Origin of the sequence: Pseudomonas sp. HTZ2 (assembly GCF_033173945.1) — a bacterium.
Taxonomy (GTDB): domain Bacteria; phylum Pseudomonadota; class Gammaproteobacteria; order Pseudomonadales; family Pseudomonadaceae; genus Aquipseudomonas; species Aquipseudomonas guariconensis.
Genome location: NZ_CP137332.1, coordinates 3,968,129 through 3,992,266, shown reverse-complemented (window position 1 = coordinate 3,992,266; position 24,138 = coordinate 3,968,129). Strand labels below are relative to the sequence as shown.

The 24,138-nt window shown below is 63.9% G+C and carries 21 protein-coding genes and 2 riboswitches; of the genes, 9 read left to right on the top strand and 12 right to left on the bottom strand.

The window, feature by feature from the left end; genetic code table 11:
- Positions 1-21: 21 nt before the first annotated feature.
- From R6G97_RS18490 to R6G97_RS18480, 3 genes are all read right to left on the bottom strand, one after another.
- Positions 22-330 carry a hypothetical protein gene (locus R6G97_RS18490; RefSeq protein ID WP_317847334.1) on the bottom strand — a complete coding sequence of 103 codons (309 nt, stop codon included), beginning with the start codon at positions 328-330 and terminating at the stop codon, positions 22-24.
- A gap of 88 nt (positions 331-418) precedes the next feature.
- On the bottom strand, positions 419-1,771 hold the full coding sequence (locus R6G97_RS18485; RefSeq protein WP_043212374.1) for a GntP family permease: 1,353 nt from the start codon (positions 1,769-1,771) through the stop codon (positions 419-421).
- Between the two features lie 99 nt (positions 1,772-1,870).
- Entirely contained in the window at positions 1,871-2,410 is a 540-nt protein-coding gene (locus tag R6G97_RS18480; RefSeq protein ID WP_090346554.1) for a gluconokinase, read from the bottom strand.
- 208 nt (positions 2,411-2,618) lie between these two features.
- On the opposite strand from R6G97_RS18480, the gene R6G97_RS18475 reads away from it, so the two are divergent.
- A complete protein-coding gene (locus tag R6G97_RS18475) occupies positions 2,619-3,638 on the top strand; it encodes a LacI family DNA-binding transcriptional regulator (protein WP_043212378.1) in 1,020 nt (339 codons plus the stop codon).
- 25 nt (positions 3,639-3,663) lie between these two features.
- Here the strand turns inward: R6G97_RS18475 and R6G97_RS18470 are convergent, their stop codons facing one another.
- The 7 genes from R6G97_RS18470 to R6G97_RS18440 all read right to left on the bottom strand — a co-directional run bounded on the left by R6G97_RS18470 (position 3,664) and on the right by R6G97_RS18440 (position 10,163).
- Positions 3,664-6,960, bottom strand: a complete 3,297-nt coding sequence (locus R6G97_RS18470; RefSeq protein ID WP_317847333.1) for a transporter substrate-binding domain-containing protein — start codon at positions 6,958-6,960, stop codon at positions 3,664-3,666.
- A gap of 13 nt (positions 6,961-6,973) precedes the next feature.
- Positions 6,974-7,588 (bottom strand): response regulator transcription factor, encoded by a 615-nt coding sequence (locus R6G97_RS18465; protein ID WP_043212380.1) that lies wholly within the window; start codon positions 7,586-7,588, stop codon positions 6,974-6,976.
- A gap of 223 nt (positions 7,589-7,811) precedes the next feature.
- Positions 7,812-8,054 (bottom strand): DUF1272 domain-containing protein, encoded by a 243-nt coding sequence (locus tag R6G97_RS18460; RefSeq protein ID WP_080642116.1) that lies wholly within the window; start codon positions 8,052-8,054, stop codon positions 7,812-7,814.
- 29 nt (positions 8,055-8,083) lie between these two features.
- Positions 8,084-8,836 (bottom strand): precorrin-4 C(11)-methyltransferase, encoded by a 753-nt coding sequence (gene cobM, locus R6G97_RS18455; protein WP_317847332.1) that lies wholly within the window; start codon positions 8,834-8,836, stop codon positions 8,084-8,086.
- A 40-nt stretch (positions 8,837-8,876) separates the two neighbouring features.
- Positions 8,877-9,284, bottom strand: a complete 408-nt coding sequence (locus tag R6G97_RS18450; protein ID WP_182815221.1) for a cobalamin biosynthesis protein — start codon at positions 9,282-9,284, stop codon at positions 8,877-8,879.
- Positions 9,284-9,967, bottom strand: coding sequence for a CbtA family protein (locus R6G97_RS18445; RefSeq protein WP_182815219.1), 684 nt, complete (start codon positions 9,965-9,967; stop codon positions 9,284-9,286). The genes R6G97_RS18450 and R6G97_RS18445 overlap by 1 nt, the downstream gene beginning before the upstream one ends.
- Before the next feature lie 10 nt (positions 9,968-9,977).
- A complete protein-coding gene (locus tag R6G97_RS18440) occupies positions 9,978-10,163 on the bottom strand; it encodes a CbtB domain-containing protein (RefSeq protein ID WP_043212388.1) in 186 nt (61 codons plus the stop codon).
- Positions 10,164-10,256: 93 nt separating this feature from the next.
- Positions 10,257-10,453: riboswitch (cobalamin riboswitch) on the bottom strand.
- A 199-nt stretch (positions 10,454-10,652) separates the two neighbouring features.
- A riboswitch (cobalamin riboswitch) is annotated at positions 10,653-10,850 on the top strand.
- A 100-nt stretch (positions 10,851-10,950) separates the two neighbouring features.
- Here R6G97_RS18440 and cobW point away from each other — a divergent pair.
- The 4 genes from cobW (at position 10,951) to R6G97_RS18420 (ending at position 17,469) form a co-directional block, all read left to right on the top strand.
- The gene (gene cobW, locus R6G97_RS18435) at positions 10,951-12,018 is read left to right on the top strand and encodes a cobalamin biosynthesis protein CobW (protein ID WP_090346566.1); all 1,068 of its coding nucleotides are present in this window, start codon (positions 10,951-10,953) and stop codon (positions 12,016-12,018) included.
- 3 nt (positions 12,019-12,021) lie between these two features.
- A complete protein-coding gene (gene cobN, locus R6G97_RS18430; RefSeq protein WP_102081897.1) occupies positions 12,022-15,783 on the top strand; it encodes a cobaltochelatase subunit CobN in 3,762 nt (1,253 codons plus the stop codon).
- Between the two features lies 1 nt (position 15,784).
- Complete coding sequence (locus tag R6G97_RS18425; protein ID WP_317847331.1) at positions 15,785-16,801, top strand: ATP-binding protein; 1,017 nt, start codon at positions 15,785-15,787, stop codon at positions 16,799-16,801.
- A 77-nt stretch (positions 16,802-16,878) separates the two neighbouring features.
- Positions 16,879-17,469, top strand: coding sequence for a vWA domain-containing protein (locus R6G97_RS18420; protein WP_043212413.1), 591 nt, complete (start codon positions 16,879-16,881; stop codon positions 17,467-17,469).
- A 114-nt stretch (positions 17,470-17,583) separates the two neighbouring features.
- Here R6G97_RS18420 and R6G97_RS18415 read toward each other — a convergent pair whose 3' ends face one another.
- A complete protein-coding gene (locus tag R6G97_RS18415) occupies positions 17,584-17,850 on the bottom strand; it encodes a hypothetical protein (protein ID WP_043212394.1) in 267 nt (88 codons plus the stop codon).
- A gap of 333 nt (positions 17,851-18,183) precedes the next feature.
- Here R6G97_RS18415 and R6G97_RS18410 point away from each other — a divergent pair, with 333 nt between their 5' ends.
- Positions 18,184-19,509 (top strand): sigma-54 dependent transcriptional regulator, encoded by a 1,326-nt coding sequence (locus tag R6G97_RS18410; protein ID WP_043212396.1) that lies wholly within the window; start codon positions 18,184-18,186, stop codon positions 19,507-19,509.
- A gap of 3 nt (positions 19,510-19,512) precedes the next feature.
- Here the strand turns inward: R6G97_RS18410 and mrdA are convergent, their stop codons facing one another.
- Positions 19,513-21,405 carry a penicillin-binding protein 2 gene (gene mrdA / locus R6G97_RS18405; RefSeq protein WP_317847330.1) on the bottom strand — a complete coding sequence of 631 codons (1,893 nt, stop codon included), beginning with the start codon at positions 21,403-21,405 and terminating at the stop codon, positions 19,513-19,515.
- 340 nt (positions 21,406-21,745) lie between these two features.
- On the opposite strand from mrdA, the gene R6G97_RS18400 reads away from it, so the two are divergent.
- The 3 genes from R6G97_RS18400 to R6G97_RS18390 all read left to right on the top strand — a co-directional run bounded on the left by R6G97_RS18400 (position 21,746) and on the right by R6G97_RS18390 (position 24,120).
- Entirely contained in the window at positions 21,746-22,219 is a 474-nt protein-coding gene (locus tag R6G97_RS18400) for a cysteine hydrolase family protein (protein WP_070571395.1), read from the top strand.
- Between the two features lie 156 nt (positions 22,220-22,375).
- Positions 22,376-22,810: a MerR family transcriptional regulator gene (locus R6G97_RS18395; RefSeq protein WP_317847329.1), complete on the top strand. Its 435-nt coding sequence runs from the start codon at positions 22,376-22,378 to the stop codon at positions 22,808-22,810.
- Between the two features lie 83 nt (positions 22,811-22,893).
- Positions 22,894-24,120, top strand: a complete 1,227-nt coding sequence (locus R6G97_RS18390; RefSeq protein WP_043212400.1) for an NADH:flavin oxidoreductase/NADH oxidase family protein — start codon at positions 22,894-22,896, stop codon at positions 24,118-24,120.
- The last annotated feature ends 18 nt before the right edge of the window (positions 24,121-24,138 follow it).

Sequence of the window (24,138 nt, the reverse complement as noted above, 5' to 3'; positions counted from 1 at the left end):
TGCACGGCAGTCCCAGGCTCTTCAGGGCTGTCCCTGGCCGCGAGTGCCTCCGTCGCCATGCCCGCGCATCCCTTCAGAACCTCCGCCGTCCATTCCCGGGAGGTTTCGATCATCGTTCTGGTCGGCGGGCGGGCTGTCCGGATCGTTGCCCTGGATACGCGGGTCGGTATCGCGGGGCACAGGCTTCTCGATTGGATTGAGGGTGCTGTCGGCGCCCGGCTTGGGCGCGGTGTTGTGCGGATCGTCCGGGTGGGTCGGACCGGTGCCCACCGCCAGGGCCAGGGGAGAGGTCAGCAGGGCGGCGAGCAGCCAAGTTCGCGATCGTTTCATGGGTGGCTCCTTGCGGGCAAAGGCGTGTTGCCTGTACCTGGGTTGGGCCGCAACCCTCAACGCAAGGTGCCACCACGGCGACGAACGGTCAGACCACCAGCGACAACAGCATGATGAAGATGATGCCCACCACCGACAGGATGGTCTCCATCATGCTCCAGGTCTTGAACGTCTCTGCCACGGTCATGTTGAAGTACTGTTTGACCAGCCAGAAACCGGCGTCGTTGACGTGGGACAGAATCAACGAACCTGCGCCGGTGGCCAGCACCAACAGTTCGCGGTTCACGCCTGGGACCAGATCGATCACCGGCGCGACGATGCCGGCACCGGTGATGGTCGCCACGGTCGCCGAACCAGTCGCGATGCGGATCACAGCAGCGACCAGCCAGGCCAGCAGAATCGGCGAAATCTCGGCTTGCACCGCCATCTGGCCAATCACGTTACCCACACCAGTGTCCACCAGCATCTGCTTGAAGCCGCCGCCGGCACCCACGATCAGCACGATGGCGGCGGTCGGAGCCAGGCTCTGGTCGAGCATCTTCATGATTTGCTGACGTGAGAAGCCCCGGGCCGAACCGAAGGTGTAGAACGCCAGCAGCAATGCCGCGAGCAGGGCGGTGATGGGGTGACCGATCAGGTCCATCCACTGGCGCACGATGTGCTCGGCGGGTAACACCACATCGGCGAAGGTCTTGAGCAGCATCAGCACGACCGGCAGCAGCACGGTGAGCAGGGTGACGCCAAAGCTTGGCAGGTTGTTCTGATTGGTTTCCCGGGCGATCTGGTCCATCAGTTCCTGGGACGGGTTGCCCGGAATGTAGCGGGCGATGAAATTACCGAACAGCGGACCTGCGATGACCGCGGTGGGCAGGGCCACCAGCAGGCCATAGAAGATGGTCTTGCCGATATCCGCGTGGAAGATGCCGATCGCCAGCAGCGGGCCTGGATGCGGCGGCACAAGTCCATGGACTACGGAAAGGCCGGCCAGCAGCGGAATGCCGATCTTGATCAGCGAAACCCCTGAGCGACGCGCGACGATGAACACCAGGGGGATCAACAGCACGAAGCCGATTTCGAAGAACAATGGGATGCCCACCAAGAAGGCGGCGAACATCATGGCCCAGTGCACCTTCTGTTTGCCAAAGGCACGAATCAGCGTTTGCGCGATCTGGTCGGCGCCGCCGGAGTCGGCCATCAGTTTGCCCAACATGGTCCCCAAGGCCAGGACGATGCCGACGAAGCCGAGCACACCGCCAAAGCCGTCCTGGAAGGACTTCATGACCTTGGCGACCGGCATGCCGGAGGTCAGGCCAAGGAAGCCGGCTGCCAGGGTCAGGGCGACGAAGGGGTGGACCTTGAAATGGGTGATCAGCAGGATAAGTCCGACGATGGTGACCAGAGCGTCGAGCAGCAGGTAGGTATCAGTAGCCAGTCCGAACATGGTTCATGTGCCTCTGTCTTATCATTGTTTTGGCGAAACGATCGGCATCTTTGGATGCCGAGATAGCGCTGTCTTTGGTGAGCCGGGAAGGCTGACGGTTCAGGCGGTACGCGCCAGGCTGCGGTCACCTTGGGGCTTTAGCCAGGTGTCTACCGCCACGGCCAGCGCTTCGATAGGCTGCGTGGCGTCCAGCGCCAGGGTCAGAGGCTCGCCGTGGGGCGGTTCCAGCGCGGCGAACTGGCTGTCGATGAGGCTGGCTGGCATGAAATGACCGGGGCGGGCGAGTACGCGTTTTTCCGCTTCGGCTGGGCTCAGTTCGAGAAACACGAAGCCAAGGCCCGGCACGGCCTCGCGCAGGGTCTCGCGATAACGGCGCTTAAGCGCGGAACAGGTGAGAATGGGGCGTTCGCCGGCCTGGAGCACGGCCTGCAGTTCCTGGCCAAGACGGACCAGCCAACCGGCGCGGTCGTCATCGTTCAAAGGAATGCCAGCGCTCATCTTGCGGATGTTTTCGGCAGGGTGGAAAGCATCGCCTTCGATCAGGCGACCACCGCTCGTGCTGGCAATGGCAGCGCCCACGCAGCTCTTGCCGCAGCCTGCCACGCCCATCACCACGATTGCGGTCAGGGGAGAGTTCATCAGTACCTCCTGCGGGGTGAGATAGCGCTGTCTCGGTGCCGCTGAAAACGGATGCGAGCGCCACCCTCCCGGGTGTTATTGGTCTTGTCTTTACGCAGTATGGACGCTAGGCGCATAGCCGCTACCAAAGATACATTGCCTGTATCCTGAGACAGCGCTACCTTAGTGGCCGTTCCCACTTCTGGCAAGTAGTAAAATTACAACACCCATGTCTCGTACAGGCTCGCGCACGACCGGTCGTCCCACCCTGGCAGAAGTCGCCAGACTTTCGGGGGTTTCCCCCATCACCGCTTCCCGCGCCTTGCGCGGTGTAAGCACCGTGGCCCCGCAACTGGTGGAAAAAGTCGTGGCCGCTGCGGCGAGCCTAGGCTATGTCGCCAATCCGGCTGCTCGGGCATTGGCGTCGGCACGCAGTGAGTCGGTGGTGGTGTTGATCCCCTCGTTGTCCAACCAGCTGTTCATCGACACCCTGGAGGCCATCCACGAAGTGATGCGCCCGCGCGGGTTGGAAGTACTGATCGGCAACTACCACTACGATCTGGCCGAAGAGGAAAACCTCATCCGCAACTACCTGGCTTACCAGCCCTGCGGGATCCTGCTTACCGGGTTCGAGCGCAGTGAAGTCTCCCGGCAGATGCTGACCGCCAGCGGCGTGCCGTGCGTGCACATGATGGAGCTCGGAGGCGAGGCGGGGCAGCTGTCGGTCGGATTTTCCCAACAACAGGCCGGCCGCGCGGCTGCCCGGCACTTGATCGAGCGTGGTCGTCGGCGCTTGGCATTCATCGCGGCGCAGCTCGACCCTCGCGTCATGCAGCGCGCCGATGGCTTCCGCCAAGCGCTCGCCGAGGCTGGTTTGCAGGCGCCGGAGCTGGAACTGCTGGCGCCACAACCGTCATCCATCGGCCTGGGCAGCGAGCTGTTCAGCCAGTTGCTTGCGCAGGCGCCGGATGTCGACGGCGTGTTCTTCTGTAACGATGACTTGGCCCAGGGTGCGGTATTGCAGGCTTTGCGCCAGGGCGTCGAGGTGCCGCGCCAAGTGGCGATGGTTGGTTTCAACGACCTGCCGGCATCGGCGCACATGGTGCCGCGGTTGACCTCGATCCGTACCCCCCGAGCCGCGGTAGGCCGAGGCGCAGCCCAAGCGCTGTTGGCGCTGCTCGATGGCAAGCAGGTGGCCACCGAACAGCAGGATCTGGGATTCGAGCTGATGGTGCGCGAGAGCTCCTGACCGGCTGGTTCGGGCCGGGCAGGGCTCAGTTGGGGGTGTTGAGTGCCGCGAGGCCTTCGCGCAGTTCGCGTTGCAGTGCCTCCAGGCTACTTTCCAGCCGTTCGAGCAAGGCCTTGGTCGGCTGCTTCTGGGCGACGGCCTGTTCGACCGCTTCGCAATCGCGCACCACGCCCCGGACTTTCAGCATTTTCGCGCCTCCCTTGATGCGGTGTGCCAAGGCATGCACCGCGTCACTTTCAGGCGCTTCGCCAAGGGCGCGCAGGGCTGCGAGGTCTTCGCCGGCGCTGTGTGCCAATTGTTCGAGAAGGCGTCGAATCAACTGGTCGTCATCCTGGGTCAGGTGGCGCAGCTCACTGAGGTTGAAGCCACTGGCCGTCGTGGCAGGCTCAGGTGCGGGTGCGGGGGCCGGCACCTGCTCCGCCAGCGGCGCGCTGGGAAGGTGGGCTTTCAGGGCTTTGAGACCGATCGGTTTGAACAGGCATTCATCCATGCCATTGGCCAGGCAGCGCGCTTTTTCCTCGGCTTGGGCGTTGGCCGTAACGCCGAGTATCAGGCAGGCTGGCTGGCCGCGCTCATGCTCCAGGGCACGGATACGCCGAGTGAGCTCGTGGCCATCCATCACCGGCATGCTGCAATCGGTGATCACCACATTGAACTGACCTGCTCGCCAAAGGGCCAGCGCCGCTTCGCCATTCTCGGCCTGGGTCACCTTGTGTCCCAGGGTGGTCAGTTGCTTGTCCAGCAGCAGGTTGGCGGGGTAGTCATCGACTACCAGGATATCCAGTGGGCCGCTGCTCATGTCCTGAGCCGGCTCGGTCTGTTCGTCCTGTGCTGGCACCGAGGTGGCCGGCAGGGTCAGGTCCACGCTCACCTTGGTGCCCATGCCCTCGACGCTCTGCAGTTCGAGCGACCCGCCCATCAACTCGGCCAGGGTTCGGCTGATCACCAGACCGAGGCCGGCGCCTTTTCCGGCCTGGGGGCCGTTTACCTGGGCGAAGGTGCTGAAGAGTCGGGCCTGGTCGCTTGGGCTGATACCGATGCCGCTGTCCTGTACGCACAACGAAACCCGGAAATCGCCGGTGGCGCTGGGAGAGGTGAGTTTCAGAGTCACTTGCACGCCACCCTGGTCGGTGAACTTGAGGGCGTTGCTGATCAAGTTGGACAGGACCTGCTTGAGGCGCACAGGGTCGGCGAGCACCCAGACTGGCGCCTGCGGCAGATCCCCGTTCAGATACAAGCCCTTGATCCGGGCATTGCCGTCGAACACGCGAAGGGTCGCGCGCACCAGTTCCACCAGGTCGATCGGTACCGGTTGCAGGGACATGTGGCCGGATTCGATGCGGGAAATGTCGAGGATGTCGCCGATCAGCTCGAGCAGGCCAATGGCCGAGTCATGGGCGGTATGCAAAGTCTGCGGGTCGCTGTGGCCTCGGCGGCTGTCCTCCAGGGCGAGCTCCAGCAGGCCGATCACCGCGTTCATCGGTGTGCGGATTTCATGGCTCATGATCGCCAGGAAGGTACTTTTGGCTTGGCTGGCCTGTTCAGCGTCATCCTTGGCTTGACGCAACTGCTCCAGCAGACCGCGGCTGAGCGCCAGTTGCGCCTGCAGGGCGCGTTGGGCCTCGGTGCGCTGGTTGATGAGCTTGCGCAGGTACGTGTTCCAGAACACCACGCCGGCCAACAGCACGGCGGCCAGCACCAGCACTTGCAGCGCCAGGGTGCGGTAGTTGCGCCAGGGGCTGTCGCTGACCAGCGTGTTGGTGTGCCATCGGTTGACCAACTGGTCCAGCTCCTCAGGCGGGATGTTAAGCAGGGCTTTGTCCAGAATCGACTGCAGCACCGGTAGATCCGGTGCGATCGCAAAAGCGGCGCTGGCCGGATCGTCGCTTTGCAGGCCGGCGATACGCAAACCATTGTTGAACACATGGCTGATGTAGTAGCTGGCATTGATCTGGCTGCTCAAGGCCACGTCGGCCTTGCCGCTGGCGACGGCTTCCATCAACTCAAGGTGGGTTTCGACCTCGACCAGACGGACGCCGGGATACCGCCGTTGCAACGCCTCACGCTGAGGGGAGCCACGCAACAACGCGACACGTCGCCCATCGAGCGTCATCGGTGTGCCGATCCAGGGGGCTTCGCTGCGGGTGATCAAAACCCGGGGGCTGACCACATAGGGGCGAGTAAAGCGAAGGCGCGTCGCACGTTCGGCGCCGTAGCCCAGGGCGCCGATTATCTGCGCCTGCCCCTCGGCCACTTGGTCGACCATGTCCTGGATCGAGTCGACTTCGACGATCTCGAAGCGCAGACCGGTCTGCAGGCGGATGCGCTTGAGCAGGTCGATGGTGATTCCGGTCGGGTGCTGTTGAGCATCGTTGAAGGTCAGGGGCGCCAGGGAGGGATTGACCAACACCCGCACCTTTGGGTTGTGCGCTATCCAGTCACGCTCCTCAGGCGTGAGGGCACCGACCGGATTTTTCATCAGCAAACTGGTATTGCCGCTGCTCCAGCGCCGCAGGATGTTCAGGCGCTCGCTGTCGCTGATCCTGGCCAGGGCCTCGTTGACCAGGCGTTGCAAGCGTGGATTATCGCGGGCCAGGGCAAAGGCGAAGACGTCGGCGGGCAAGGAGCTGAAATGATCGATTTTCACCAAACCTTGGAAGCTCTTGCCGATCGCGTAGTCGGTACTGATCGCATCACCCAGATAAGCGTCCGCCGCCCCCATCGCCACGGCCGACAATCCGGCCAGTGTCGAGCGGTACAGGGTCACTTGGACGTCGGGATATTGCTTGCGCACCAGCTTTTCGGGCAAGTAATGATCGACCATGGCCAGGCGTAGCCCTGGCAATGCTTTGCCATGACGGCCGAGCATACGATTCTGCTTGCTGACGACGACCGGCAGGTCGTCGGCATAGGGCTGGCTGAGAACCAACTGCGCATCGGCGGCCTCGAAGGCGTTGGAGCTGCCGAGCAAGTCGATGCTGCCGGCGTGCAGTGCTTCGATGGCTGCCTGGCGGGTGGGGAAGCGGCGAACCTCGACCGGGATGCCGAGCTGTTCGCCGATCAGACCCGCATAGTCGGCACTGAGACCTTCAAAGTCGGCGGGGCTGGTGTTGATCTCGAACGGCGGGTAGTCAGGGCGCGAGCTGCCCAGCACCAGGGCTTTGCGGCGTTCGAGCCAGTGCCGGTCATCTTGTTGGAGCGACAACGGGGGCGAGGCGCTCAGTGAGCGGGCGAGCAGGTGCCGGGCTTCGCTGTCGGCATGCGCCACAGCGCTGATGGCCAGGAGCGCGCCCAGCAGGATGGTGAACACCGCGCCTCTCATGACGGAGGGATGTTCAACTGACGTTGTTGCGTTTGGCCAGGTCGACCATTTCGACCAGAGACTCGGTCTTGAGTTTATCCATGATGCGTCCACGGTAGGTGCTGATGGTTTTGGCACTGAGGTTCATGCATTCACCGATGAACTTGTTGTTCTCGCCGCGGGTAAGCCGGCGTAGCACTTCCATTTCGCGGTTGGAGAGGCTTTCGAGACGACTGCACTCGCTTTCGAGCGAGCTGCTGTTGACCGACATCTGCGGAAAGGTGGAGTAGCCCTTGACCAACGCCTTGAGGGCGAACACCAGGGCATCGAGGTCTTCGTCCTTGTTGACGAAGGCGGCGATACCGGCATCCAGGCAACGACGGACATACAGGTCGGCGGGTTGACCGGTGAGCACCATGATCTTCGGTGCCGGCTCCAACAGTTGCAGACGTTTGATGACCTCCATGCCATCGAGGCCAGGTAGGCCGATGTCGAGGATAACCACGTCAGGACGTAATTGGCGAGCCTGCTGCACGGCGTCGATGCCGTCACCGGCTTCACCGATGACCTGAAAACGTTCACGTTCGAGCAGCATGCGCACAGCCAGTCGAACGGTTGGATGGTCGTCAACCATTAAAACGGTTGTCATTGGATAACTCCTGTAGGAATTTGGTCCGTTTCCTGAAGTCCCGCAGGAATACGTGAAAGGGAGCCTGCGCGGCAGCGCGCAAGATTACGTAGATTCCTCTCGATTGGTAATGGGATGCGTAGGTTTGTTGAAAAAGCGAAGATTATTGTTGAAAAGGCCTACAAAATAAACCTCCATGGTAAAGCCCGCCCAGGCGCCAAGGACGGGCCACGCACAGAATAGTTCAGGAGCAGCCCGGGTGCGGCTTGAGCACGCGCAGGTGCGAGGCCGGATTGCGGCTCAATGCCGTCCCGACCCTTGCCGGGCGAGGCAGTAACTGGCCGCCACAGTTCGGGCAGCGCCCCTGGAACTGACGTTCATTGCATGCACGACAAAAGGTGCATTCGAACGAGCAAATCAACGCATCCGCGCTGTCGCCCGGCAGGTCACGGTCGCAGCATTCGCAGTTGGGGCGTAATTCAAGCATGGAGTGGGTTCCTGTCAGATAACGCCCGCTCAACCGGCGGGGCGATAGAGGTGGGCATGCCCGGCCCGGTACAGGGCCGATTCAGCGAAAGGTGCATCGCCCAGCACATGGCCCACCAGGATCAGCGCGGTTCGCCGAAAATCCTTGGCCGCTGTGAGTGCGACGATGTCCCGCAGGGTGCCGCGTACCCAGTCCTGGTCCGGCCAGGTGGCGCGATGAATGACGGCGACCGGGCAGTCCGGCCCGTAGTGTGGCAACAGTTCGGTGACGATACGCTCGAGGTGTTTCACGCCCAGGTGGATCGCCAAGGTGCTGCGGTGGCGGGCCAGGTCGGCCAACTGTTCGCCAGCTGGCATGGGCGAGCTGTCGCCATAGCGGGTGAGAATCACCGTCTGGGCGAGCTCCGGCAAGGTCAGCTCGCAGCCGAGCAGGGCGGCGCTGGCGGCGGTGGCGGTAACACCCGGAATGATCTGATAGTCGATGCCCAGTTCGCGCAGATGACGTATCTGCTCGCCGATGGCGCCATACAGACTGGGGTCGCCGCTGTGAACACGGGCCACATCCTGGCCATTTTCGTGGGCGCGGCGCAGGGCTTCGATGATCTGCTCCAGGTTCAGTTCGGCGCTGTTGATCACCGTCTCGGCGTTGTGTCCCTCCAATACAGCTGGCGGAACCAGGGAGCCGGCATAGATGATGACCGGGCATTGGCGGATCAGACGTTGCCCCTTGACCGTGATCAGCTCCGGATCGCCGGGCCCGGCACCGATGAAATAGACCGTCATGGGAAATCCTTGCAGATAGGCAGTAATGTGGACGCGATTATCAGCCACGGGCCAGGGCAAGGGTAGCCTGGCCCAGCACCTGGCGTGTCACCAGCAAGCGCGAGGTGCCGAGCGATCGTGCGGCCAGTGCCAGGGCTGCGCTTTCAGCGACGCCCCAGCAGCCGCTGTAGGCGTAGGCAACGGGTGAGCGATGGCTGAGCTGCGGTTCGAAGGGCTGTAGCTCGGTGGCCGGGAACACCACCAGGGGGATGCCCAGCCGTTCGGCTAGGGCCTGCAACCCAGGTTCATCGAATTTGAGATCGATACTGGCAAGGCCAACCAGATGATCAGCGCACAGGCGGTGTGTGGCCAGGGTCGTGCGCAGCAACTGCTCCAGGGTTTCGACCGGGCAGCCCTTGCGGCAGCCGAAGCCGGCATAGAATACCGGCTCGGACCAGGCGTTGCGCATCAGGCCTGGTTGGCTCGGCGATAAAGCCAAGCGCTGAGCAGGCCAAGGGCGAGCCAGAACGCGGCGTTGGTCAGCCAGGAGGCGAGCTTGAATTGGGCCACCAGTGCTTGCGGTGCCAGACTTTCATGCACCGGTGGTTGTGGTGCGCCGATCAGGTGTGGCACCACTAGCAAAGCGACGCCCAGCACCTTGAGCAGCCAATGGTGGGTAAACACCACCAGCGCAAGACCCGCGGCCGTGGCGGCTGCAGTGCCGATCCACCAGCTCTGGCGTTGCCCCAGGTCGGCGGCGGCTGTGCCTGGCAGCTCCGGTGGCAACCCCAGTGTGGGTGCCAGGCAGAACACAGCAAAACCCGCCAGCCCCCACAGTGCGCCGGTCATCACTCGGTTTGGCTCGCGCAGGCTGTACAGCGCGGCGAGGATCAGCGCGAAACCGACCGCCACCACGAGGTTGCCGCCGGTGGTGGCGAGCAAACGCTGCCAGCCATCCTCCGGTGCCCAGGCCGCTGGGTCATGGGAATGCGCTGCGACGGGGCTGTCGTGCTCATGTTGCTCGGGGACAGCGCTCTCGAAAGTTTCTGCCTGGAGAATCAACGGGCTGACCCACAGACTTTGCAGCACGGTCAGCAATAGAGCGGCGAGCAGCCCGCTGAAACCTGCGGTACGGGCGATACGCTTGATCATGCAGGTGTACTCAATGGCAAGGGAAGGCGGCGCTGTGGCGGGTATCGTGGGCGGCATTGTGCACCGCCTCGATGTGCGAGAAACCTGCGAAATAGACCAGGCACAGGCCCAGCAGGCTGGCACCGACGGCAATGACGACACGTTGGCTGAGGCTGACGGGAGTGGCGATGCTGTGTTTGGTGCTGGTGATCGGCATGGTGCGTTCCTCTGCTGTTTATAGGCTGCGGACACGCGCGTCGTTCCGGGCACGATTGACCCAGAAGAGGTGACAGCGCCCGCCCACCGCGGGGTGTTCTATTAACGCCAGGCCGGTCTCCGGGCTTGCAAGGAGGAGCAGGGCTCCTGGAAAGCATCACCTTCCCATGCCATACGACGCGGCACAGTGGTCAAGATGCTTCGCTCGCTTACCGTTGCGGGGGCAGCATCGGCTTGGTTACCGATTTCCCGTTTCACCCCTTGGGGGGCACCTGAACGCAAGGTGCAAGCAAAGCATGGGGGCGCCATGGCGTCAATCTGCAAGGTTGCGGTGGCCGCGCCCTCAGCGGGCCAGGTGGTGAAAGGTCGAGCTTGGAATATACCTAGGAGTTCCTCGTGGGCGAACCCGCACCCGCAGGCCAGGGCGACTGTTCCAAAGGGCTGTCCGCAAACACTGACGCGCCATGGTTGACCGCCTGCCGGCCACTGCGTAGCCTTGCCGATTCGAGGTTCTCCGGCATTGGCCGGAGCTAAGACGGGAACGCGGTTCAAGCCGCGGCTGCCCCCGCAACTGTAGGCACCAACCCGGATCGACACAGCCACTGCGCCCAGGCGCGGGAAGGCGTCGTTCCACCGGCACGGCCGGTAAGGTGCAAGCCAGGAGACCTGCCTCGAGACGATTTCGACTTTCAACCGGGCGGGGTGATCCGGTGGCGAACAGGCCCGGCCAGCAAGGCTCGCGGCACTCGTCCTGCATGCCCGCGCCATCCTGCCAAGGGCATCGCGACATGAAAACACTGGCCAAGCTCCCCGTCACCATCGTCACTGGCTTTCTCGGCTCGGGCAAAACCACTTTGCTGCGTCACATGCTGGACAACGCCCAGGGGCGCCGTATCGCGGTGATCGTCAACGAATTCGGTGAACTGGGCATCGATGGCGAAATTCTCAAGCAGTGCAGCATTGGCTGCACCGAGGAAGAAGCCAGCGGCCGGGTCTACGAACTGGCCAACGGTTGCCTGTGCTGCACCGTGCAGGAAGAGTTCTTCCCGGTGATGCGCGAGTTGGTGGCCCGCCGCGGCGACCTGGACCACATCCTCATCGAAACCAGCGGCCTGGCCCTGCCCAAGCCGTTGGTGCAGGCCTTCCAGTGGCCAGAAATCCGCAATGCTTGCACCGTCGATGCGGTCATCACCGTGGTCGACAGCCCGGCCGTGGCCGCAGGGACCTTCGCGGCGTACCCGGACCAAGTGGACGCTCAACGCAAGCTCGACCCCAACCTTGATCATGAGTCGCCTCTGCACGAACTGTTTGCCGACCAACTGGCCAGCGCCGACCTGGTGGTGCTGAACAAGGCTGATCTGATCGATCCCCAAGGCCTGGCCAAGGTGCGTGCCGAAGTCAGCGAAGAACTGCCGCCGGCGGTCAAGGTGATCGAGGCCAGCAGCGGCCGCCTGCCGTTGGAGGTGCTGCTGGGCGTAGGCGCCGAGGCCGAGGCGCACATCGATGGTCGCCGTACCCACCATGACGCACACCACGAGGGCGATGATCATGACGATCACGACCACGATGCCTTCGACTCCATTTCCATCGACCTGCCAGAAGCGGACGAAAGCCTGCTGCTCGATGCCCTGACTCAACTGGTGGTCGAATTCGGCATCTTGCGCGCCAAGGGCTTCGCTGCCATCCCCGGCAAGCCGATGCGCCTGCTGATCCAGGGGGTGGGCACCCGTTTCGACAAGCACTTCGACCGCGCCTGGCGCGCCGACGAGCCGCGTATCACCCGCCTGGTGCTGATCGGCCAGGCGCTGGACGCTGCCGCGCTCGAAGCGCGCCTGCGCCAGGCCTTGGGCGCCTGACCCATGCACCTGCTGCGGACCCAGCCCGGCGGCTTCGTGCCGGACGACAGCATTGCCGATCTCGGCCAGACCCCCGCCGAACTGGTGATCCTCTGCAGCGGTGATTCGCACCTGGCGCTGCTCGCCGAAACCGCCGAGCAGTTGCCGGAGGATTTCCCCAGCCTGCGACTGGCCAACCCCATGCAGGTGCAGAATCACGCCTCGGTCGACCTGTACATCGATCAGGTGCTGCGCCATGCCAAGGTGATCCTGTTGTCCTTGCATGGTGGCGTCGGGTACTGGCGCTATGGTGTCGAGCAACTGGTCGAGCTGAGCACACGGGGCGTGCAGTTGATCCTGGTGCCCGGCGACGACCGCCCGGACCCGGAGTTGACCCAGTTGGGCACCGTGACCGGCGATCAGGCCGAGCGCCTTTGGCATTACCTGCGCCAGGGCGGCAAGGCCAATGCCGCGAATCTGTTCAATTGCTTGGCCAGCCTGTGGCTTGGGCGCGATTACGCCTGGGAGGAGCCGCAACCCTTGCCGCGTACCACGGTGTACCACCCCGCCAAGCCCAGCGCCGTGTTGCAGGACTGGTACTGCGAATGGCAGCCCGACTGGCCTGTGGCCCCCATCTTGTTCTATCGCTCGCACCTGCAAGCGGCCAACACAGCGTTCATCGATACTTTCTGCCAGCGCTTGCAGGCAGCAGGGCTCAATCCGCTGCCTATCGCCGTGGCCAGCCTCAAGGAGGCGGCCTGCCTGGACCAGGTCGAGACCTGGCTGGATGAAGTTCAGGCCGAGGTGGTGCTCAACACCACAGGTTTTGCCTTGTCCAGTCCGGAGCAACCCAACCTGCGCCCGCTGCGCAGAGACATCCCGGTGTTGCAGGCGATCTGCGCCCAGGACAACCAGCCGGCGTGGGAATCCAATGAGCAGGGCCTGGGCGCGCGGGATCTTGCCATGCACATTGTCTTGCCGGAGCTGGACGGTCGCATCATCACGCGCCCCGTCAGCTTCAAAGACCTGGCCTGGCGCAGCGAGCGCAGCCAGTCCGACGTGGTCTGCTATCGCGCTCACGCCGAACGCATGGATTTCGTCGCCGAGCTGGCGCGTCGCTGGGTGGAGCTGGCGCGGCTGCCCAACGCCCAGAAACGCGTGGCGTTGGTGCTGGCCAACTATCCGACCCGCGACGGGCGCATCGGCAACGGCGTGGGCCTGGACACACCCGGCGCAGCGCTGAACATTCTCCGGGCGCTGCAAGGGCAGGGGTACCCAGTGCAGGGCCTGCCTGACAGCGGTACCGCGTTGATCCATCAGCTGTTGGGTGGGGTGACCAATGACCTGGACCATCTGGACCAGCGCCCCTGTGCCCAAAGTCTGAGCCTTGCTGACTATCAGCAGGCTTTCGCCGCGCTCCCCGAGGCCAACCAGCGTGCGGTACTGGAGCGATGGGGGGCGCCTGAACAGGATCCTATGTTCCGCAGCGGTCGGATGATGATCGCCGGCCTGCGCTATGGCCTGACCTTCGTCGGCATCCAGCCGGCCCGGGGCTACCAGCTGGACCCCAGCGCGGTGTATCACGACCCGGACCTGGTGCCGCCTCATGGGTACCTGGCGTTCCACTTCTGGCTGCGCAACGGCTTTGCCGCCGATGCGGTGGTCCACGTGGGCAAGCACGGCAACCTCGAGTGGCTGCCGGGCAAAGGTGTCGGGCTGTCTGCGCAATGCTGGCCAGATGCGCTGCTCGGGCCGCTCCCCAACATCTACCCCTTCATCGTCAACGACCCGGGCGAGGGCGCCCAGGCCAAACGGCGCACGCAGGCGGTGATCATCGACCACCTGATGCCGCCATTGACGCGCGCCGAGACCTACGGCCCGCTGCGTCACCTGGAGCGCCTGGCCGACGAGTATTACGAAGCGCAGCTGCTCGACCCGCGCCGGGCACGCGAGCTGCAGCGCGACATTCTCGAACTGGTCAAGGCCAACCACATCGACCGGGAATTGCAGCTTGAAGGCCAGCTCGAAGACGCGGCCATCTGGTTGCCGCGCCTGGACACCTACCTGTGCGACCTCAAGGAATCGCAGATCCGCGACGGCCTGCATGTGTTCGGCCAATCTCCTGAAGGGCGCCTGCGCAGCGATACGTTGCTGGCGTTGTTGCGCGTGGAGCGCGGTGACGGCAAAGGTGCCAATGCCAGCCTGATCCGTGCGCTGGCCAAAGCCCTGGCGTTGGGCTTCGACCCGCTGGATTGCGAATTCGGCCAGCCTTGGCAGGGGCCGCGCCCAGCGGTGCTGCAGGCGCTCGATACCGCGCCATGGCGCAACCAGGGCGATACCCGCGAGCGCCTGGAACACCTTGCGCTGGACTTGATCGAGCGTGCGCTGGCAGGCCGCCTGGCATTGCCTGAAGATGCCGCCTGGCATCCGGTTGCCACGGTCCTGCAGGCGCTGGTCGACACCATCGCCCCGAGCCTGGACGCCTGCGGCGCGGCCGAAACCGACGGCCTGCTGGCCGCACTGGCCGGGCGTTTCGTCCCGGCCGGGCCCAGCGGAGCGCCCAGCCGGGGGCGTCTGGACGTGCTGCCCACCGGGCGTAATTTCTATACGGTGGATGTGCGCAACCTGCCCACCACCACGGCCTGGCGCCTGGGGTTCGCCTCGGCGAACCTGATCCTTGAGCGTCACTTGCAAGACCATGGCGACCACCTGCGTCAGCTGGGGCTGTCGGTCTGGGGCACGGCGACCATGCGCACTGGTGGTGATGACATCGCCCAGGCCATGGCGCTGATGGGTGTGCGGCCGGTGTGGGCCACCGGCAGTCAGCGAGTCGACGATTTCGAGATCCTGCCGCTGAGCCTGCTCGATCGCCCGCGGGTGGACGTCACCTTGCGCGTCTCAGGCTTCTTCCGCGACGCCTTCGGCAACCTCATTCGGCTGTTCGATGCGGCGGTGCAGGCCGTGGCGGCGCTGGACGAGCCTGACGACCTCAACCCCCTGGCTGCGCGGGTGCGAGCCGAACGCGAGGCCTTGCTGGCCGATGGCGTGGACGCCGAGCAGGCGGCGCGCCAGGCCGGCTGGCGTGTCTTCGGCGCCAAGCCCGGCAGCTACGGGGCCGGGGTGCAGAATGCAATCGATGGACGTTTATGGCAGACACGCGGCGACCTGGCCGAGGTCTACCTCAACCATGGCGGCTACGCCTATGGCGGCAGCGACGAAGGCACACCGGCCCGCGCCGCGTTCGCCCGGCGTTTGGGCCAGGTCCAGGCGGTGCTGCAAAATCAGGACAATCACGAGCATGACCTGCTCGATTCCAACGACTACTATCAATTCCAAGGTGGCATGCTGGCAGCGGCCGAGACCCTGGCCGGCACCGCCCGGGCCAGTTATCACGGCGATCACAGCCAGACCGACCGGCCACGCATCCGCACCCTCAAGGAAGAACTGAACCGGGTGATCCGCGCCCGCGCTCTGAACCCCAAGTGGATCGAGGGGGCCAAGCGCCATGGCTATAAAGGTGCCTTCGAGCTGGCGGCGACGGTCGACAACCTGTTCGCCTTCGACGCCACCACGCACCTGATCGACGATCACCACTACCAGTCGCTGGCCGATGCCTATGTGCTCGACCCTGCGACCCGAGACTTCCTGCAACAGCACAACCCCGAAGCCCTGCGCGACCTGACCGAACGCTTGCTGGAAGCCCAGCAACGCGGCCTCTGGGCGTCGCCAGGGGCCTACCGGGAAGCCCTTGAAGAGCAATTGCTCGATGGCGAGGAACAGGCTTGAAATGAGCGAACCCGTGCAATTCCCCCTGGCGGCCGTAGTCGGCGCCGACGACCTCAAGCTGGCCCTGTGCCTGACCGCCATCGACCCCAAAATCGGCGGTGTGTTGATCGAAGGCCCGCGTGGCATGGCCAAAAGCACCTTGGCGCGCGGGCTGGCGGACCTGTTGGGTACGGCTGGGCAGACACCACCCTTCGTGACCCTGCCCCTAGGCGCCACCGAGGAGCGCCTGGTCGGTACCCTCGACCTGGATGCCGCGCTGGGGCAGGGCAAGGCGCAGTTTTCGCCCGGCGTACTGGCCCAAGCCCATGGGGGCGTGCTTTACGTGGATGAGGTCAACCTGCTGCCCGATCCGCTGGTGGACCTGCTGCTGGATGTGGCCGCCAGTGGCACCAACCGCATCGAGCGCGACGGTATTTCCCATCGCCACGATGCTCGATTCGTCCTGATCGGCACCATGAATCCGGAAGAGGGCGAGCTGCGCCCGCAATTGCTCGACCGTTTCGGCCTCAATGTGCTGCTCGAAGGTCTTCCGCCGCCGCAGGCGCGGCAGCAGATCATTCGTCGGCGACTGGCCTTCGACAGTGATCCGCAGGCGTTCTGCGCCCAATGGGCGCAGGCTCAGGCAGACCTGCGCGAACGCTGCCAGGCCGCACGTCAGCGCCTGGACAGCATCCCGCTGGACGATCGCGCCTTGGCCTGGATCACAGAGGGCTGTTTCAGCGCTGGGGTCGATGGCATGCGCGCCGACCTGGTCTGGTTGCGGGCCGCCCGTGCCCATGCCGCCTGGCGCGGCGGCGATGCGATAGAGGAAGCCGATGTGCAGGCTGTGGCGGAATTCGCCCTGCGCCATCGACGCCGAGAGACGCCCCCGACCAGCGCATCCTCCACCTCACCACCGCCTCAGACCCAAGCTCATTCCGACGCCCAAGGTGGGCAGGGGGATTGGGGCGCGTTGCCCCCACAAACGGTCGCCACCGGGGCACGGCGCGAGGTGCCGAACTGGGCAAAAAAGCCCTGAGCATCCGCAAGCCCGCCGCCCAGGCGGCGGATGCCAAGCCCCAGCCGGGCACCCTGAGCGGCACGCCCCGTGGTCGCGTGCGGATCGGTGGTGCTACGCGTGTGGCGTGGCTTGCGACATTGCTCAAAGGGCGACCACGGCATCGCCATGACCTGTGTTGGCAGCAGCGCCAGGCCCAGGCGCCGGAATTATGGCTGGTGATCGTTGACGCCTCGGCTTCGACCCGGCGCCAGCAGGCGCTGGCACACGCCAAGGGGCTGCTGGTCGAGCTGTTCGATCAGGCCTATCGCCAACGCGCCCGCCTAGCCCTGCTCACCGCCAGTGGCGGCGCGCCGCGTTGGCAGCGCCATGGCCTCAAGGCATCGGCCGCCCTGCGACCCTGGTTGCAAGCGCTCGGGGCGGGGGGCGGTACGCCGTTGATCGCTGCCCTTGAAGAGGCGCAGCACTGGTTGCGGGCACGGGCCAAGCGTTACCCGCAGGAAACACAGCGTTGCTTGGTGCTGACCGATGGTCGCTTGCAACGCTGGAATGCACTGCAACCCATGCCATGCGCGACGGTGCTGGTGGACATTGAGCTGGCGGCGGTGCGCCTGGGGCGTGCGCGGCAACTGGCCGAACAACTGCAGGCCGAATATCGGCATATCCAGCAGTTCAGGGAGTTGAATTGATTAACGTTGAAAGTCGAAGTTGCGACGATATGTCGCAATGACAAAAGTTGCCGGAAGGGCAAAAAGAAAGTTGCACAAGTGCGTGGCCTGGCACGCACTTGCAGGGCGCCGATATTATTTCGGCATCGACCAGGGTTGCAGGTCGTAACCTTTTTCGCAAAGTTCGGCACGCACCTCCTCGATCAAGCTGGCCCATTGCGCAGGGTCGGAATAGATACGCGAGGAGACTTGCTTGCTGCCGATACGCGTGTTGGTCCGGTCGATCACTGCCAGGCTCAGCTCACCAGTACCGTTGGGTGCATCCCAGGCTACGCACTGGAAAGGTTCGAAGGCGTGGTCGGCGATCAGCAGTGCTTCGTTGACACGGAGCGGGGCGTTCATGGTTCGGTCTCTCTATGGTCCCAAACAGCGAAAAGATGTCCGCGTTGCTTCATATTCAAGGAGGCGCAGCGCGGGGTTATTCGTACTGATGCTCCAAGTCAGGGGTGAAGTCACACGGGCGGCGAATTTTTTTTCAAGTCGGCAAAAGTATGTCTGCAACCTGTGCCGGCTGTGACGCTGGAAACTTTGAAAGATTCCCGAGCGCCCCATCGCCGAATGCAATTGGCGGACAAACGGTACTGGGCCAACTCAGGTTCATTGCTACTGTTAATTCGGACGTTGCAACTTACTGTTTCTACATGAAAAACCAACTATTGGCGTCAAGGAACAGTCATGCTCGAACCGACCACCCAACGCCGTCTGCTGATCGTCGATCCCTGCGACGATTGCCACCGTCTACTACCGGGCTTGCGCAGCGTCGGCTGGGCTGTGCATAGCTGTTCGCTGACCTCGGCGCTTGAGCATCCGTGCGATGTCGGCTTGTTGCGCTTGCAGGCCACGCATTTGCGTCATCCCGATGCCGTCAAGGACCTGATCGCCCGCAGCAATACCGAATGGATCGCCGTGCTCAGCCCCGAGCAACTGCGCATGCAGAACGTCGGTGACTTCGTTTGTGAGTGGTTCTTCGATTTCCACACCTTGCCGTTCGACGTGTCGCGTGTGCAGGTCACGCTCGGGCGCGCCTTCGGCATGGCCCGTTTGCGCGGCAAGGGCACCGTCCGGGTGGATGAACCGACCCATGAACTGTTGGGTGAAAGCCGGCCGATCCGCGAACTGCGCAAGTTACTGGGCAAGCTGGCACCGACCGAGTCGCCGGTGCTGATCCGCGGCGAAAGCGGCACCGGCAAGGAATTGGTGGCGCGTACCCTGCACCGGCAATCCCAGCGCAGCGACAAACCGTTCGTCGCCATCAACTGCGGCGCGATCCCCGAGCACTTGATCCAGTCCGAACTGTTCGGCCATGAAAAGGGCGCGTTCACCGGCGCCCATCAGCGCAAGGTGGGGCGTATCGAGGCCGCCAATGGCGGGACGTTGTTCCTCGACGAAATTGGCGACCTGCCTTTGGAGCTGCAGGCCAACCTGTTGCGCTTTCTGCAGGAAAAACACATCGAGCGGGTCGGCGGCGACCAACCGATCCCGGTGGATGTGCGCGTTCTGGCGGCTACCCACGTTGACTTGGAAAAGGCCATCGTGCAGGGGCGCTTTCGCGAGGACCTCTATTACCGGCTCAATGTCCTGCAGGTGATCACCGCGCCGCTGCGTGACCGCCACGGCGACTTGTCGATGCTGGCCAGCCATTTCGCGCATTTCTACAGCCTGGAGACCGGACGCCGGCCTCGCTCGTTCAGCGACCGCGCCCTGGCGGCCATGGGCCGGCACGACTGGCCGGGCAATGTGCGGGAGCTGGCCAACCGGGTGCGTCGCGGCTTGGTGCTGGCCGAGGGCCGACAGATCGAGGCACAGGACCTGGGGCTGCAGATGATCGAGCAGGACGAGCAGTTACTGGGCACTTTGGAAGACTACAAGCACCGGGCCGAGCGCCAGGCGCTTTCGGATGTGCTCGATCGGCACAGCGACAACCTCAGTGTCGCGGCCAAGGTGCTGGGGATTTCCAGGCCTACGTTCTACCGCTTGCTGCACAAGCATCAGATTCGCTGACGCTCAGGCGTGGGGCACCGCGGGCTGGCCCGTGCCGCCAGCGTACTGCACCTTTAAATGGCCCTGGTCGTCGAGCAGCCAGGCATCCATGACTTCGCGCACCACAGGCCCGGCCACCCGGCCACCGGCTTCGCCGTTCTCGATCATCACCGCCACCACGATACTGGGGTGCTCGGCCGGTGCGAAACCGACGAACAGGGCATTGTCCCGGTGACGTTCGAGGGTCTTGTCGCGGTTGTAGCGCTCGCCCTGACGGATCGCCACCACCTGCGCGGTGCCGCTCTTGCCCGCGATGCGGTACTGGGCCCCGGCTGCCGCAGCGCGGGCGATCCCCCGTGGGTCGTGCATGACCATCTGCATGCCGGTGTTGACTTGGTCCCAGGCGTGCTTGTCGTGCAGCACGATGTCCGGCATCGGGTGCGGGTCCACGGGCGCCTGGCCTCCTACACTCAGCGCCAGGTGCGGACGATGCCACACGCCTTTGCTGGCCAGCAGGCTGGTGGCCTGTGCCAGTTGCAGTGGGGTGACCTGCATGTAGCCCTGGCCGATCCCGAGGATCAAGGTCTCGCCAGGGAACCAGGCCTGGCGGCGGGTGGCGCGCTTCCAGGCCGGGGAGGGCATCAGGCCCGGTGCCTCCTCGAACATGTCCAGGGAGACCTTTTGGCCCAGCCCGAACTCGGCCATGTAGTCATGCAGGCGCTCGATGCCCAGCTTGTGTGCCAGGTCGTAAAAGTAGGTGTCGTTGGACCGCATGATCGCGCTGTACATGTCCACCCAGCCATCGCCGCTGCGGTTCCAGTTGCGGTACTTGTGGTCGTAGTTGGGCAGCGTGTAGTAACCCGGGTCGAAGACGCGGCTGGCGGGGGTGATCACGCCACTGTCCAGGCCGGCGATGGCCACTTCCGGCTTGAACGTCGAGCCTGGCGCATACAGACCGCGCAGCACACGGTTGAACAGTGGTCGATCGATCGAGTCGCGCAAGGCGGCGTACTGCTTGAAGCTGATGCCCTTGACGAACAGGTTGGGGTCGAACGCCGGATTGCTCACCATCGCCAGCACATCGCCCGTGGCCGGGTCCAGCGCCACCACTGCGCCACGACGCCCGCCGAGCGCTTTTTCGGCCGCTTGCTGCAGATGGGCGTCCAAGGTCAGGACCAAGTCCTTGCCCGGTATCGGATCCTGGTGGCGCAGCACCCGCATGACCCGGCGCTGGGCGTTGGTCTCGACTTCTTCATAGCCCACGTGGCCATGGAGCTGGTCTTCGTAGAAGCGCTCAATGCCGGTCTTGCCGATTGACTGGGTGCCGCGATACTCGGTGTTGTCGAGGGTCTTGGCTTCTTTTTCGTTGATACGCCCGACATAACCCACCGAGTGGGCGAAGTGCTCGCCCAACGGGTACTCACGGATGAACTGCGCCTCCACGTCCAGGCCCGGCAGGCGGAACTGATTGACCGCGATCAGCGCGATCTGCTCTTCGGACAGGCCGAACATCAGCGTCACCGGCTCGAACGGTTTGCGGCCCCGGCGCAGGTCCTTGTCGAATTGCTTGCGCTCGTCCTCGCCCAGGCCCAGCACCTGGGCCAGGGTATCGAGCACCTGGTCGCTGTCGCCTGCGCGCTCGCGAGTCATGGTCAGGTTGAAGCTGGGTTTGTTGTCAGCCAGCACCACGCCGTTGCGGTCGTAGATCAACCCGCGCTCCGGCGGGATGGGCAGCACGTGCACGCGGTTGTTTTCCGACACTGCGGTTTGCTGGTCGTGTTGCAGCACCTGCAACACATACAACCGGCCCACCAGCACCACCACCAGGCTCATCACCAGCGTCGCACAGGCCAGCAGCCTGCGATTGACCAGGTGTTTTTCCTTTTCGTGGTCCTTCAAGGGAATCGGTTGGGGCATCGGAAGCTCTGGTGATCGGGAGAGGGCTGCGCGAGGGCGGGCGATGCTACGCAACGGGGGAAGGAGGCTCAAGACACTCTCGGGCAGCGAGCCGCTGCGAAACCGCTGATCTGCCCGGTGGCAGGCGCCTGCGCGAAACATGAAGATTCGTTCACATGACCAGAGGCGGCCCCTGCGAACGCGTGTGGCCCCTCACAGCGGCGACTTGAGAGGTCGTTGCCCGTGCCGGTAAACCAGGGCTGTAGGGTGGGCGACAAAGTTTGCGATGGGCTGCACGGAAGCGCCCGAACGCGTTCGGACGATATACTCGGCGCTCTTCACATCGCGCTAGGAAATGCCCATGGAGCAGGTGCTGCTCATTGTCGACGTCCAGTCCACGTTCAACCCGCCGGAATGGCTCATCGATCGCATCCGACATTTGTCAGCGAAGATTCCCACTGTCGCGTCCATCGAGCTGCATGACGAGCAGGTCACGCCGTTTCACCGTCAGCTCGGCTGGCACCCGGCGGCCGAAGACGAGAACCTGATCGAGGCCGATGAAGTCTTCATCAAGCATGGCTATGGGCAAACGCCCGCAACGATCGAATACCTCAAGCGCCTGGGCGTCGATCGGGTCCTGGTCTGCGGCTTGCAGACAGAAACCTGCGTGCTGGCTGCGGGCTTCGCGCTGTTCGATGCAGGGCTGAGCCCGACGCTGATCACCGACTTGACCGTAGGCTCGACCCTGGACCGGTCTGGCCAACTGGGCATCGACCTGTGGAAGCACCACTTCGGCCAAGTGACTACCGCAGCTGAGGTCATTGCAGGTCTCTAGGCGCTGCTCGAAGGTATCCACGCGCGCCCTCACTGCGTTGAAAGGATTGTTCATTTACCTTCGTGCGGACACATTTCAGACACCAAGATCCGCTTGGCCCATCGTCCGCCTGAGGATTAAAGTGAGCTTCAAGGTCCATCCATCACAAGGTGCTTCATGAAAATTGGCGAGTTGGCGAAGATCACCGGCCTGGCGCCATCGCGCATTCGTTTCTATGAGGCGAGTGGGTTGATCCACGCCGTCGAGCGCAAGGCCAACGGTTACCGTGACTACGACGCTGACGCCGTCTGGGTGCTGGAGATGATCACCAGCGCCCAGGCAGCGGGTTTCACCTTGGAGCAGATTCGCCATCTGATGCCCGTCAACGCCAACGGCTGGCGCCATGATGAACTGCTCGACGGGCTCAAGCGCAAGGTCGAGGAAATCGAGGCGCTGCAACAACAGTTGGCGCGCAACAAGGCGCAACTGCTGCTGGTGATCGATGGCGTCCAGAGCAAGCCCGAAGGCATGGCATGCGCGGACAACACACAGCGCGTACTCAACCAGTTGCGTGAGGACATGGCCGCCAACAAGTCTGACATCGAGCGCTAATTGACTTCGTCCTCTATCTGGGTATTGACCTTAAAGTTGGCTTTAAGGATATCGTCGCTGGCACCGTCCAATGAGGTGCCGCTATGAACGCCTTCACCCCCCTCGTACTGCCTAACGGCTCCACCCTCGCAAACCGGATCGCCAAGGCGGCCATGGAAGAAAACATGGCCGATGCCGACCACGCGCCATCTGCTCGATTGATGCGCCTGTACCAGGCGTGGGCGGAGGGTGGCGCAGGCCTGCTCATCAGCGGCAATGTGATGGTCGACTCCCGCGCCATGACGGGCCCCGGTGGTGTCGTTCTGGAAGATGAACTGCACCTGGAGCGGTTCCGGCAGTGGGCGCGCATCGGGCAGGCGCAGGGGGCGCAGTTCTGGCTGCAGATCAACCACCCCGGCCGCCAGATGCCGGCCAACCTTGGTCAGGCGACCTGGGCGCCTTCGGCCGTGGCGCTGGAACTGGGCACGATGTCCCGGCATTTCAGCAAGCCCCAGGCCATGACGACGCAGGTCATCGAGGACATCATCCGGCGATTTGCCCGAAGCGCGCAGTTGGCAGAGCAGGCGGGCTTTACCGGCGTGCAGATTCACGCCGCCCATGGCTACCTGCTCAGCCAGTTCCTTTCGCCGTTGACCAACCAGCGTACCGACCAATGGGGCGGCGCCCTCGAGAACCGCGCGCGCCTGTTGCTGGAGATCGTCAAGGCTGTGCGGGCGGCGGTGTCGCCAGGCTTTGCCGTCGCGGTAAAGCTCAATTCGGCTGACTTCCAGCGCGGCGGCTTCAGTGCCGACGATGCCAAAGAGGTCGTGGGTCTGCTCAACCCACTGGGCATCGATCTTGTCGAGCTTTCCGGCGGTAGCTATGAAGCCCCAGCCATGCAAGGCCAGGCGCGGGATGGCCGCACATTGGCGCGGGAGGCCTACTTTTTGGAATTCGCCCGCGAGATTCGCGAAGTGGCGAGGATGCCGGTCATGGTGACCGGCGGTATCCGCCGGCTGCCGGTTGCAGAACAGGTGATCGACAGTGGCGTCGACATGGTCGGCATCGGCACGGCGCTGGCGATCGACCCTGCCTTGCCGCGTGATTGGCAGGCGGGGCAGCTCAGCGCCCCGCAACTGCCGGCGATCACCTGGAAGAACAAAGCGCTTGCCTCGTTGGCCAACATGGCGGTGGTCAAGTATCAGTTGAACAAGCTTGCCCGGGGCAAGGCGACTGATCCTGCGGTGGCGCCGGGTTGGGCGTTGCTCGTGCAGCAACTGGCCAATGCCCTGCGCGCTCGCCAGTACCGGCGCAGGATGGCGAGCCGGTGAGTGTGGGCAGCCGGGTCA

Excerpts from the sequence above, each read along its gene's own strand:
- R6G97_RS18490 (WP_317847334.1), bottom strand. The coding sequence starts at position 330 with ATGAAACGATCGCGAACTTGGCTGCTCGCCGCCCTGCTGACCTCTCCC.
- R6G97_RS18485 (WP_043212374.1), bottom strand. The coding sequence starts at position 1,771 with ATGTTCGGACTGGCTACTGATACCTACCTGCTGCTCGACGCTCTGGTC.
- R6G97_RS18480 (WP_090346554.1), bottom strand. The coding sequence starts at position 2,410 with ATGAACTCTCCCCTGACCGCAATCGTGGTGATGGGCGTGGCAGGCTGC.
- R6G97_RS18475 (WP_043212378.1), top strand. The coding sequence starts at position 2,619 with ATGTCTCGTACAGGCTCGCGCACGACCGGTCGTCCCACCCTGGCAGAA.
- R6G97_RS18470 (WP_317847333.1), bottom strand. The coding sequence starts at position 6,960 with ATGAGAGGCGCGGTGTTCACCATCCTGCTGGGCGCGCTCCTGGCCATC.
- R6G97_RS18465 (WP_043212380.1), bottom strand. The coding sequence starts at position 7,588 with ATGACAACCGTTTTAATGGTTGACGACCATCCAACCGTTCGACTGGCT.
- R6G97_RS18460 (WP_080642116.1), bottom strand. The coding sequence starts at position 8,054 with ATGCTTGAATTACGCCCCAACTGCGAATGCTGCGACCGTGACCTGCCG.
- cobM (WP_317847332.1), bottom strand. The coding sequence starts at position 8,836 with ATGACGGTCTATTTCATCGGTGCCGGGCCCGGCGATCCGGAGCTGATC.
- R6G97_RS18450 (WP_182815221.1), bottom strand. The coding sequence starts at position 9,284 with ATGCGCAACGCCTGGTCCGAGCCGGTATTCTATGCCGGCTTCGGCTGC.
- R6G97_RS18445 (WP_182815219.1), bottom strand. The coding sequence starts at position 9,967 with ATGATCAAGCGTATCGCCCGTACCGCAGGTTTCAGCGGGCTGCTCGCC.
- R6G97_RS18440 (WP_043212388.1), bottom strand. The coding sequence starts at position 10,163 with ATGCCGATCACCAGCACCAAACACAGCATCGCCACTCCCGTCAGCCTC.
- cobW (WP_090346566.1), top strand. The coding sequence starts at position 10,951 with ATGAAAACACTGGCCAAGCTCCCCGTCACCATCGTCACTGGCTTTCTC.
- cobN (WP_102081897.1), top strand. The coding sequence starts at position 12,022 with ATGCACCTGCTGCGGACCCAGCCCGGCGGCTTCGTGCCGGACGACAGC.
- R6G97_RS18425 (WP_317847331.1), top strand. The coding sequence starts at position 15,785 with ATGAGCGAACCCGTGCAATTCCCCCTGGCGGCCGTAGTCGGCGCCGAC.
- R6G97_RS18415 (WP_043212394.1), bottom strand. The coding sequence starts at position 17,850 with ATGAACGCCCCGCTCCGTGTCAACGAAGCACTGCTGATCGCCGACCAC.
- R6G97_RS18410 (WP_043212396.1), top strand. The coding sequence starts at position 18,184 with ATGCTCGAACCGACCACCCAACGCCGTCTGCTGATCGTCGATCCCTGC.
- mrdA (WP_317847330.1), bottom strand. The coding sequence starts at position 21,405 with ATGCCCCAACCGATTCCCTTGAAGGACCACGAAAAGGAAAAACACCTG.
- R6G97_RS18400 (WP_070571395.1), top strand. The coding sequence starts at position 21,746 with ATGGAGCAGGTGCTGCTCATTGTCGACGTCCAGTCCACGTTCAACCCG.
- R6G97_RS18395 (WP_317847329.1), top strand. The coding sequence starts at position 22,376 with ATGAAAATTGGCGAGTTGGCGAAGATCACCGGCCTGGCGCCATCGCGC.
- R6G97_RS18390 (WP_043212400.1), top strand. The coding sequence starts at position 22,894 with ATGAACGCCTTCACCCCCCTCGTACTGCCTAACGGCTCCACCCTCGCA.